The 10,685-nt window shown below is 72.1% G+C and carries 10 protein-coding genes and 2 rRNA genes; 7 read left to right on the forward strand and 5 right to left on the reverse strand.

What is annotated here, in order from left to right:
* Positions 1 to 63 precede the first annotated feature (63 nt).
* Entirely contained in the window at positions 64 to 546 is a 483-nt protein-coding gene (locus E1284_RS33470; RefSeq protein WP_165965525.1) for a hypothetical protein, read from the forward strand.
* Positions 547 to 579: 33 nt separating this feature from the next.
* On the opposite strand, the gene E1284_RS33475 is transcribed toward E1284_RS33470, so the two are convergent.
* A complete protein-coding gene (locus E1284_RS33475) occupies positions 580 to 1,062 on the reverse strand; it encodes a GNAT family N-acetyltransferase (RefSeq protein WP_243714903.1) in 483 nt (160 codons plus the stop codon).
* Between the two features lie 208 nt (positions 1,063 to 1,270).
* On the opposite strand from E1284_RS33475, the gene E1284_RS33480 reads away from it, so the two are divergent.
* From E1284_RS33480 to E1284_RS33495, 4 genes are all read left to right on the forward strand, one after another.
* Positions 1,271 to 1,888 (forward strand): TetR/AcrR family transcriptional regulator, encoded by a 618-nt coding sequence (locus E1284_RS33480; protein ID WP_165965526.1) that lies wholly within the window; start codon positions 1,271 to 1,273, stop codon positions 1,886 to 1,888.
* 119 nt (positions 1,889 to 2,007) lie between these two features.
* Positions 2,008 to 4,374: a helicase-associated domain-containing protein gene (locus E1284_RS33485; RefSeq protein WP_131944168.1), complete on the forward strand. Its 2,367-nt coding sequence runs from the start codon at positions 2,008 to 2,010 to the stop codon at positions 4,372 to 4,374.
* Positions 4,375 to 4,487: 113 nt separating this feature from the next.
* Positions 4,488 to 4,922, forward strand: a complete 435-nt coding sequence (locus E1284_RS33490; protein ID WP_131944169.1) for a hypothetical protein — start codon at positions 4,488 to 4,490, stop codon at positions 4,920 to 4,922.
* A gap of 183 nt (positions 4,923 to 5,105) precedes the next feature.
* Positions 5,106 to 6,758, forward strand: a complete 1,653-nt coding sequence (locus E1284_RS33495) for a DNA repair helicase XPB (protein WP_131944176.1) — start codon at positions 5,106 to 5,108, stop codon at positions 6,756 to 6,758.
* Positions 6,759 to 6,765: 7 nt separating this feature from the next.
* On the opposite strand, the gene E1284_RS33500 is transcribed toward E1284_RS33495, so the two are convergent.
* Positions 6,766 to 7,335, reverse strand: coding sequence for a TetR/AcrR family transcriptional regulator (locus E1284_RS33500; RefSeq protein ID WP_131944170.1), 570 nt, complete (start codon positions 7,333 to 7,335; stop codon positions 6,766 to 6,768).
* Positions 7,336 to 7,407: 72 nt separating this feature from the next.
* Between E1284_RS33500 and E1284_RS33505 the strand changes: the two genes are divergently transcribed.
* Positions 7,408 to 7,905 carry an FBP domain-containing protein gene (locus E1284_RS33505; protein ID WP_131944171.1) on the forward strand — a complete coding sequence of 166 codons (498 nt, stop codon included), beginning with the start codon at positions 7,408 to 7,410 and terminating at the stop codon, positions 7,903 to 7,905.
* Positions 7,906 to 7,917: 12 nt separating this feature from the next.
* On the opposite strand, the gene E1284_RS33510 is transcribed toward E1284_RS33505, so the two are convergent.
* Positions 7,918 to 9,162: an MFS transporter gene (locus tag E1284_RS33510; RefSeq protein WP_243714904.1), complete on the reverse strand. Its 1,245-nt coding sequence runs from the start codon at positions 9,160 to 9,162 to the stop codon at positions 7,918 to 7,920.
* 129 nt (positions 9,163 to 9,291) lie between these two features.
* On the opposite strand from E1284_RS33510, the gene E1284_RS33515 reads away from it, so the two are divergent.
* On the forward strand, positions 9,292 to 10,242 hold the full coding sequence (locus E1284_RS33515) for a LysR family transcriptional regulator (protein ID WP_131944173.1): 951 nt from the start codon (positions 9,292 to 9,294) through the stop codon (positions 10,240 to 10,242).
* Between the two features lie 76 nt (positions 10,243 to 10,318).
* Here the strand turns inward: E1284_RS33515 and rrf are convergent.
* Both rrf and E1284_RS33525 read right to left on the reverse strand, forming a co-directional pair.
* Positions 10,319 to 10,435: ribosomal RNA gene (rrf, locus tag E1284_RS33520) — 5S ribosomal RNA — on the reverse strand.
* A gap of 149 nt (positions 10,436 to 10,584) precedes the next feature.
* Positions 10,585 to 10,685 (reverse strand): 23S ribosomal RNA (locus tag E1284_RS33525); the annotation flags it as partial.

A 10,685-nucleotide genomic window follows, 5' to 3' on the forward strand; every position in this document is an offset into this window, starting at 1 on the left:
TGTGTATAAGAGACAGGTCCGCCCCCGGCACAGCCCCGGTGCCCCCGGCGAAGGAGGCCGCACATGGCAGACAACCCCGACCGGCCGGTCGACCAGGCGCCGCCCGCCCAGGAGGCCGCCCAGGAGCCCGCCCAGGAGCCCGCCCAGGAGGCCGCCGCCCCCGCGCGCACGCAGGAGCACGGCATGGCGCGCACCGAGCCGGGCGGTGACCACCGCGCCCCCCGCGTCCGGCGCTCGCTGCGGGACCGCACCGCCGGGGCCCGGCGCCGCACCGCCGGCGCGATCGCCACCGCGATCTCCGTCGCGACCACGCTCGTCGTGCTGGTCCTGGCCGTGCACATCGTGTTCGTGGCGTTCGAGGCGAACACGGCGAACGACCTCGTCCGCTGGTTCGGCGACCGCGCCACCGACCTGTGCTGGCAGTTCAAGGACGTCTTCCAGCCCGCCGACCGCAAGACGGAGGTCGCCGTCAACTACGGCCTGGCGGCCCTCGTCTACCTGGTGATCGGCCGGGTCCTCGTCGGCCTGGTCCGCCGCCTGGACTGACCCCGGCCGCGCCGGACGGGCCGGACGGGCCGCCTAGTCGCGGCCCGGGAAGCGGACGTTCTCGAACGGCCAGGCCGTCGTCACCCACTGGCGGACGAACGCCTCCAGCTCCTTCTCCAGGACGGAGTTCTCCTCGTCCGCGCGGACCCAGAACACCACGACGGCGTCCGAACCCGGCTCGTCGGACGGGGCCACATGGATGCGGCCGAGCTGCCGCTCCCCGTCCGGGGTGATCACGACGTAGCTGAACGAGCGCCGCAGCTGCCCCTGCTTCTGCAGCCACGCGACGTCGATCAGCGCCTGCTCGAAGGTGAACTCCCTGTCGGGCCACCCCCACTCGGGCCCGAACCGGCCGGCCAGCCGGTCCAGGCTGCCGATCACGGCGCCGTAGTCCTTCACCACGTCGTGCACGGTGATCGGGCGGATCTGGAAGTCGGGCCCCGCCACCAGCGTGGGCACCACGAAGTCCTCGGGCAGGAACGCTCCGCCCGCCGCCTTCCGCGGAGACTTGAACATCGTCGACCTTTCCGGCGACACCCCTTCCGGCGACGGGGCGTGCGGCACGAACTCTAGTCCCCCGCGCCCCCGCAGGAGGCGCATCCCGGATCCGGGCGCGCCGCGTCCCGCAGCACGGCTCGCCGCCCCGAATCGGGGCGGTGCGGCGCGGAGGCGGCGGCCCGCGGCCCCGACATGCCTTAGTGTTCTTCCGGAGGAATTCATCACCATGACGCCATCCACGCGCGATCGCATCGTGTCCGAGTCGCTCCGGTTGTTCGCCGACCGGGGCTACGCGGCGACGTCGGTCGCCGAGATCGAGGCCGCGGCGGGCCTGTCCCCCGGCGCGGGCGGCCTCTACCGGCACTTCCGGTCCAAGGAGGAGGTGCTCGCCTCCGCCATCCGCGAGCACATCGAGCGGACCCGCCGGCAGATCAGCGACGTCCTCAGCAACGCCACCGTCTTCGAGGACCGCCCGCTGGAGATCCGGCTGCGCATGACGTGCCAGGCGGGCCTCGCCAAGATGCGCGAGGAGCAGGACCTCATCCGGGTGCTGTTCCGCGACCTCGACCAGTTCCCGAACCTGGTCGCGGAGATGCGCGAGGGCATCGTCAACCCGCTGTACGACGGGATCGCGACCTGGCTGTCCGAGCAGCCCGAGTTCGAGGGCTCCGGCGAGGACTGGCCCGCGATCGCCTCCATCCTCGGCGGCGCGGTGGTGAACTACTGGCTGGCGAACGAGTCGATGTACGAACCGCCGACCCGCATCGACGAGAAGCGGTTCGTGGAGAGCTGGGCGCGGCTCGGTCTCGGGCTGGTGCACCTGGAGCGGACGCCCGCCACCTGACCCGCGGCGCCTGACCTGCGACGGCGCGGCCCCCGCCGGCTTCGGGCACGTTCCGCGAGCTCCTACCCTGGAGTCCCGCGTCATCGCGGCGTGCACGCGACATAAGGTGGGGGAACGGCATGGAAACGTACGCGGACTGGCTGCGCGGGCGAGGCGACGACGAGCTTCGCGCGCTGCTGTCCGCGCGTCCGGAACTGCTCGCGCCCGTCCCCGCCGACCTGACCGCGCTCGCCGCCCGCGCCGCGACGCCCGCCGCGGTGTCCCGCGCGCTCGACCGGCTCGACCGCTTCACGCTCGCCGTCCTCGAATGCCTCATCGTGCTGCCCGCGCCGACTGCGGACGCGCTCGCGGCCGGCCTCGGCACGACGTCCGCGCAGGTCGAGCGGGCGCTCGGCACGCTGCGCCGCTACGGGCTCGCCTGGGGCGGCGGGACGCCCGCCGCCGCGCCCGGCGTCCGGCAGGCGCTCCCGCACCCGGCCGGGCTCGGCCCGCCCGCCCAGGAGGTCTTCGCCGGCTACCCCGCCGAGCGGCTCACCGACCTGATCACCGACCTGGAGGGCGCGGCGCCGCGCGGGTTCCCCGACTCCGCGCGCCTCCTGCGCCGGCTCGCCGAGCTGCTGGCGGACCCGGCCGCGCTCATCGAGGACGCCGGCCCGGAGGCGCGCGCCGCCCTCGACCAGCTGGCCTGGGGGCCGCCCGTCGGACGGGTCGCCAACGCGCGCCGCCCCGTCCGGATCGGCACCGCGACCACCCCCATCGAGCGGCTCCTCGCCCGCGGCCTCCTCGCCGCCGAGGACGACCGCACGGTCACCCTGCCGCGCGAGGTCGCGCTGCACCTGCGCGCCGGCCGGCTCGTCCGGGACGTGCCCGCCGAACCGCCGCCGCTCCCGGCCCGGCCGGGCGAGCCGCGCCCCGAGGACGTCGTGGTCCGCGCCGCGGCGGGCGAGGCCGCGGGCGCCGTCCGCCTCATCGAGGAGATCCTCGAACGCTGGGGCCTCGACCCGCCGCCCGTCCTGCGCAGCGGCGGCCTCGCCGTCCGCGACCTGCGCACCGCGGCGACCCTGCTGGACGTCCCCGAGTGGAAGGCGGCCCTGCTCGTCGAGATCGCCTACGCCGCCGGGCTGCTCACCCGCAGCGGCGACCTCGACGGCGAATGGCTGCCCACCCCCGCCTACGACCTGTGGCTGATGCGCGACACCGCCGGCCGCTGGACGGAGCTGGCCCGCGGCTGGCTGAAGTCCGACCGCGCCGCCGGGCTGGCCGGCGACCGCGACGACCGCGACCGGCTGATCAACGCGCTCAGCGAGGCGATGGTCCGCTCCAGCGCCCCCGCCACCCGCCGCGAGATCCTGGACGTCCTCGCCGGCGCCGGCCGCGGCGAGCTCGTCGACGAGGACGCGCTGCGCACCCGGCTCGGCTGGCTGCGGCCCCGCCGCGGCGGCCCGACCCGCGAGCGGCTGCTCGGCTGGACGCTGCGCGAGGCCGCCGCGCTCGGCCTCACCGGGTTCGGGGAACTCGTCCCGTTCGCCCGCGACCTGCTCGCCGGCGACGATCCCGAGCCGGCGCTGGAGAAGTACCTGCCCGCGCCCGTCGACGAGATCCTCATCCAGGCCGACCTGACCGCTGTCGCGCCCGGCCCGCTCGTCACCGACCTCGCCCGCGAGCTCGCGCTCACCGCCGACGTCGAGTCCACCGGCGGCGCCACCGTCTACCGGTTCACGCCCGAGTCGGTCCGCCGCGCCCTGGACGCCGGACGGTCCGCCGCCGACATCACCGACCTGCTGACCCGGCACTCCGCGACCCCGCTGCCGCAGCCGCTCACCTACCTGATCGACGACGTGGCCCGCCGGCACGGGCACCTGCGCGTCGGCGCCCTGTCGTCCTACGTCCGCACCGACTCCGCCGCGACGCTGGAGGAGATCCTCGCCGACCGGCGCGCGGAGCCGCTGCGGCTGCACCGGCTGGCGCCGACCGTCCTCGCGTCCGGGCTGCAGCGCGCCGACCTGCTGGACGCCCTGCGCGCCATGGGCTTCGCCCCGGTCGCCGAGGCGCCCGGCGGCGGCGTCATCGTCACCCGGCCGGACGCGCAGCGCGCCGACCCGCCGCCGACCGCCGAGATCGTCCGGCTCCGCCCCGACTCCCGCACCGACACCTCGGTGATCTCCGCCGCGGTGCGGGCGCTGCGGGCCGGCGACGAGGCGTCCCGGCACGGCGCCGAGCACGCCCGGCAGGCACCGGCCGGCGAACCGCCCCGCTCGCCCGCGATGGCCACCATCGAGCTGCTCCGCGCCGCCGTCGACCGCGGCGGGCGCGTCTGGATCGGCTACCTCGACCAGCAGGGCCAGGCGTCCAGCCGCATCGTGGAGCCCGTCCGCGTCGAGGGCGGCTTCCTCACCGGCTACGACGCCACCCGCGCGGCCGTGCACCGCTTCGCCCTCCACCGCATCACCGGCGTCTCCGAACTGGACGGCGACACCGCCACGTAGCGCCGCCGGGACGGGTGTGATCCGCGGCCTGTGATCTTCGGTGCGATGGACCCGCGGAGGCGTCCGGAGGTCCTAGTCTTGAGGTCCCATCGGTGAGCGGAGGAGGCCCGCCCGTGAGCGGATACGGCGGCAACCCGCCCGGCTGGCAGGACCCGTACGGGTCGCAGCAGGGCTGGGGCGGATCACCGTATCCCGGCGGTCCGCAGCCGCAGCCGCAGCCTCAACCGCAGCCGCTCGGCTACGGCTACGGCTACGGGCCCCCGGGCGTGCCCGTCCGGCAGCGGAGCAGCGGGTCCACCACCGCGTGCCTGGTCTGCAACATCGCGAGCGTGCTGCTGTGCTGCGGCATCCTCGGCATCCCGGGCGCCATCGTGTCCGCGATCGCGATGAGCCGTGTCGACACCAACCCCGAGTCGGCGCGCAAGCTGACCGTCGCGGGCTGGATCCTGTTCGCCCTCTCGATCGTCTGCGGGATCATCCTCGGGATCGTCTACGTCATCATCGTGCTCCGGGCCGACTCGGGCTACGACTCCGGGTCCGGCATCTAGCTCCCCGGGACGACCGAGCCCCTTCGGGAAGGCGGGCCCTTCGGGAAGAGCGGGGCCGTCGGCGCCGTTGAAGGATGCGTTCCCGTCCGGATCGCACGACGCGCCGCCGTGCCTGGGGTAGCGTGCGGCAACGGGTGTCCGGACGTGGCATCGATCATCCGCTTCGCGACGGGGGCTTCTGCTTTGACCGACGGTCCGCTCATCGTCCAGTCCGACAAGACCCTGCTGCTGGAGGTCGACCACGAGCTGGCCGGCGCCTGCCGCAAGGAGATCGCCCCGTTCGCCGAACTGGAACGGGCGCCCGAGCACGTCCACACCTACCGGGTGACGCCGCTCGCGCTGTGGAACGCCCGCGCCGCCGGGCACGACGCCGAGCAGGTCGTCGACACGCTGATCAGGTACTCCCGCTACCCCGTCCCGCACGCCCTGCTGGTGGACGTCGCCGACACGATGGCGCGGTACGGGCGGCTCCGGCTGGAGAAGGACGAGGAGCACGGGCTCATCCTGTCGTCCTCCGACCGGTCGGTGCTGGAGGAGGTCCTGCGGGCCAAGAAAGTCAAGGGGATGATCGGGGACCGCGTCGGCGATGACGCGGTGGCCGTCCACCCGAGCGAGCGCGGCGCGCTGAAGCAGGCGCTGCTCAAGCTCGGCTGGCCCGCCGAGGACCTCGCCGGCTACGTGGACGGCGAGGCCCACGCGATCTCCCTCGTCCAGGACGGCTGGCAGCTGCGCTCCTACCAGGAGGACGCCACGTCGGCGTTCTGGCACGGCGGCTCCGGCGTCGTCGTCCTGCCCTGCGGCGCCGGCAAGACCATCGTCGGCGCCGCCGCGATGGCCCGCGCGCAGGCGACCACGCTGATCCTCGTGACCAACACCGTGTCGGCGCACCAGTGGAAGCAGGAGCTGCTGCGGCGCACGTCCCTCACCGAGGACGAGATCGGCGAGTACACCGGCACGAAGAAGGAGATCCGGCCGGTCACCATCGCCACGTACCAGATCATGACGACGCGCCGGAAGGGCGCCTACACGCACCTGGAGCTCTTCGACGCCCGCGACTGGGGCCTGGTCGTCTACGACGAGGTGCACCTGCTGCCCGCGCCGATCTTCCGCATGACCGCCGACCTGCAGGCGCGCCGCCGGCTCGGCCTCACCGCCACCCTCGTCCGGGAGGACGGCCGCGAGGGCGACGTGTTCTCCTTGATCGGGCCGAAGCGCTACGACGCGCCGTGGAAGGACATGGAGTCGCAGGGGTGGATCGCCCCGGCCGACTGCGTCGAGGTCCGCGTCACCCTCACCGACTCCGAGCGCCTCGCCTACGCGACCGCCGAGCCGGAGGAGCGCTACCGCTTCTGCGCCACCACCGACACCAAGACCAAGCTCATCAAGGCGCTGGTCGACCGGCACCACGGCGAGCAGACGCTCGTCATCGGCCAGTACATCGACCAGCTGGACGAACTCGGCGCGCTCCTGGACGCCCCCGTCATCAAGGGCGAGACCCGCGTGCGCGAACGGGAACGCCTTTTCGACGCGTTCCGGTCGGGTGAGATCAACGTCCTCGTCGTGTCGAAGGTGGCGAACTTCTCCATCGACCTGCCCGAGGCGTCCGTCGCCGTCCAGGTGTCGGGGGCCTACGGGTCGCGGCAGGAGGAGGCGCAGCGGCTGGGACGCCTGCTGCGGCCCAAGGCGTCCGGGGCCGGGGCCCGCTTCTACGCGGTCGTCGCCCGCGACACCCTCGACCAGGACTACGCCGCCCACCGGCAGCGCTTCTTGGCCGAGCAGGGGTACGCGTACCGCATCGTCGACGCCGACACCGTCCTCGCCGGCAAGGACTTCTAGGGTCCCGTCAGGGCTTGGGCCAGTTCCTGAGGGCGCTGTCGAGGGCGTCCAGGGTCCGTTCCCAGGACGCCTCCACGTCGCGCGGGTGATGCTGGAAGGCGCCCGCGGTCTCCAGGCTGACGTAGCCGTGGAACACGCTGCCCAGCATCCGCACGGCGTCGGTCTGGTCGGGCTCCGGCAGGTCGTAGGCGCGCAGGATCGCCCGCGTCATCTCGGCGTGCCGTCCCGCCGCGCTCGCGCGCGCGGTTTCGAGGTCGAGCTCCATCCGGGCGGCCGCGTACCGGCCGGGATGCCGCTTGGCGTAGCCGCGGTACGCGCCCGCGAAGGCCACCAGCGCGTCCTTGCCCGCGCGTCCCGCCACCGCGGCGGCGACCTCGTCGGCGAGTTCGGCCAGTGCGAGCAGCGCCACCCGCGTCTTCAGGTCGTGCGCGTTCCTGATGTGCGAGTAGAGGCTCGCCTCCTTGACACCGAACCGGCGCGCGAGCGCCGCGACGGTCACCTTGTCGAAGCCGACCTCGTCGGCCACCTCCGCCGCCGCCCTGGTCAGGCGTTCGACGGTCACTCCCGCGCGTGCCATGGCACCCTTCCTGTCCACCTACACTATTAAAGCATTTGCCTAAGCCCCTTAGGAAGATTAGCCTCGCAGCCCATGAAACCGCTCACCGAACACGACGTCCGCACGTCCTTCATCAACTGCTCCAAGGGCGAGGCCAAGCGCCTCGGCCTGCCCAAGGACTTCGCCGATCTCCCCTGGGACGACCTCGACTTCCTCGGCTGGCAGGACCCGGGCGCGCCCGGACGGGCGTATCTCGTCACCGAACGCGATGACCGCCTGGTCGGCATCTCCTTGCGCGTCGCGTCCGGGGCGTCCCGTGGCTTCACCTCGCGCAGCATGTGCTCGCTGTGCCTGACCACGCGCACCGGCGGCGGCGTGGCCCTGATGACCGCGCGCCGAACCGGCGAGGCCGGTCGCCAGGGCAACTCGGTCGGACAGTACATGTGCACTGACCTCGATTGCTCCCTGTACGTCCGCGGCAAGAAGCAGTCTGTCGCGGGTAGCGGGCTTGAGGAGTCTCTCAGCCTGGACGAGAAGGTGGCGCGCCTTTTCGTGAACCTGCATGCGTTCCTGGACAAGGTGACCCGCTGACACAGCGGTGAATCAGGCGGCCGGGACGCCTTCGGCCGGCCGGGCGGGTTCGGGATCGTCCACCGCGGGTGTCCGCTTGGGCAGCAGGAGCGGGGTGGCGAGCAGGAGAACGCCCGAGACGGTGATCGCTGCGAGCGGACTGGTGAACGTCGCGAGGACGCCCCACACCATCATGAGGCCGGCCTGCGAGAGCTTGCTGCTGACGCTCCACGCGCTGAGGACCCGCGCGGTACGGCTCAACGGCGTCCGCTGCAGGCGTTCTGTGGCGTAGATCGGGTTGAAGACGCCCATGCACGCGATCAGCAGCCCCTCGACGAGGATCACGGTGATCAGCCCGGTGATCCCCGGGTGGACGAACGCGAGACCGAGCGGGAAGATCGACCGCAGCCAGCCGAAGACGATCATGACGCGGTACCGGCCGTAGCGCCCCACGAGGCGCGCGGAGAGGCGAGCGCCCACGAAGCCGCCGACCGCCGGGATGCCGAAGGCCAGACCGTACTGCCACGCGGCGAAGTGGTACTCGCCCAGCAGGAGGACCGCCACGAGCGGAGAGGTGGCCATGATCAGGCCGCCGACCAGGATCGAGTTGAGGAACAGGCGCCGCAGGACGCGATCGTCGAAGATGAACCGCCAGCCGTCCAGCAGATCGGCCGCACGCAACCGGGTGGACGAGTCGCGGGGCGCCGCGCCGTCGCCTCCGCGGATGCGGCCGACCGCGAGCGCCGACAGCAGGTAGCTGAAGGCGTCGGCCAGGATCGTGACGACCGGGCCGAGCAGCCCGATGAGGGCACCGCCGAGAGGCGGGCCCACCGCGGTCGCCGCCCAGCTCGTTCCCTCGAACCTCCCGCTCGCGACGAGGAGATCCTCGCCTCGGACGAGGTACTTCAGGTACGCGCCGGATGCGGCGTTGAACGCGATGCTCGCGGTGCCGGAGATGATCGAGACGACCAGCAGCTGGACGTAGGACAGCAGGCCGAGGAAGTACGCCGGCGGAATGCTCGCCATGGCGGCGAAGCGGACCAGGTCCATCCCGATCATCACGGGGCGCTTGGCCCGGTGCTCGACCCACGGCCCGAGGGGGAGCGCGACGATCGCCGCGACGGCGAGTCCGGCGGCTTCGAGGAGCGAGACGGCGAATGCCGGCGCGTGCAGCACCTGAACCGCGATCAGAGGGAACGCTCCGAACGCGAGCCACGTGCCGTACGTGCTGACGGCGTAGGCCGACCACAGCCAGCCGAAACCGGCCCCCAATCTCACGCGCACATGACTCCCTCGCGGACAACCGGCAGTTGGGCTCCAAAAGCACAGCAGGGATGCCACAAGGCGTTCAAACAACCGCGTCCCGGCGAGCCACAACGGTGAGTTGTGCGCGCCTACGCTGGCTCAATGGACAGCGAAGCGGTGCGGTCGTTCGTCCGGGCGGCCGAGCTCGGACAGCTGCAGCATGCGGCAGACGAACTCGGTGTCACACAGCAGGCGGTGTCGAAGCGGATCGCCTCCCTAGAACGCGAGCTGGAGGTGCGCCTGTTCACCCGTACCGCCCGAGGAGTCGAGCTGACACTGGACGGCCAGGCGTTCCTCCCCCATGCGCGGAGCATCGTCGCGGGTGTGGACCGCGCCGTCACCGCGGTGAGGCCGGTCTCACGGGCCCTTCGGATCGATGTTCTGGGCCTGCGAAGCGCGCAGGCCGTCATCCTGCACGACTATTGGCGATCGCATCCCGGAATCGACCTCGACGTGGTGACCCTCAAGGTCGACGATCCTCATGTGGCGGCGGCCGCCGTCCAGGCAGGCGACGTGGACGCCTCGTTCCGTACCGTCACCGATCCTGCGACGCTGCCACGGGACTTGCACATGGTCCGCGCGTTCGACTCCCCGCTGCAGTTGCTCGTCGGGCCCGGCCACCCGCTCGCCTCCGCCCGGACACTGACACCGGACCGGCTGCGCAAGCTCCGGATCTGGGTGCCCGGCATCGTGCCGCGAAGCGAATGGGCGGAGTTCTACGACGAACTCGTCACGGCCTTCGACCTCCGCGTCGACGCGACGGGTCCGAACTTCGGCAACGAGGTCCTCTTCGACACCCTCGCGGATTCCTCGGACGTTGCGACCCTCGTAGGCGCACGCGACCGGTACATCTGGCCGGCGAACTACGACCTGCGCCGCATCCCGATCGTCGAACCGACGCTCGCCTACCCGCTCTCCCTCATGCTCCCGAGGCTCAATCCGCATCCGGGACTTCGGGCGGTCATCAACCACTTCGCGAGCCTGGCGCCGCTTCCCGGGACGGTCTGGCTCCCGTCCTGGGCGAGGACGGCACGCCGCAGCACCGACCAGTGACATTCTCGAGCGAGGCCATTCCACCGCCAAAACGAGAATGGCCCCGCCGTGTCGGCGGGGCCATTCTGCAATATGTGTCCGGCGGCGTCCTACTCTCCCACACAGTCTCCCATGCAGTACCATCGGCGCTGAAGGGCTTAACTTCCGGGTTCGGGATGGGACCGGGTGTTTCCCCTTCGCCAAAACCACCGAACGCCTCAACGCACCACCCCACAGGGGCAGGCAAATCAACGTCCAAGCCGTCAGGCTCGGTATCCAGTTATGCACTACAGGTGCCCAGGTTGTTTTCTGGGAACCACACAGGGACGCGAACAACGCAGCGATTTGGTTTGAACGTTCAGTGTGTTCAAGCCACTCGGCCTATTAGTACCGGTCGACTCCACACGTTACCGCGCTTCCATCTCCGGCCTATCAACCCGGTCGTCTACCGGGGGCCTTACACC

This window comes from Actinomadura bangladeshensis, assembly GCF_004348335.1.
Taxonomy (GTDB): domain Bacteria; phylum Actinomycetota; class Actinomycetes; order Streptosporangiales; family Streptosporangiaceae; genus Spirillospora; species Spirillospora bangladeshensis.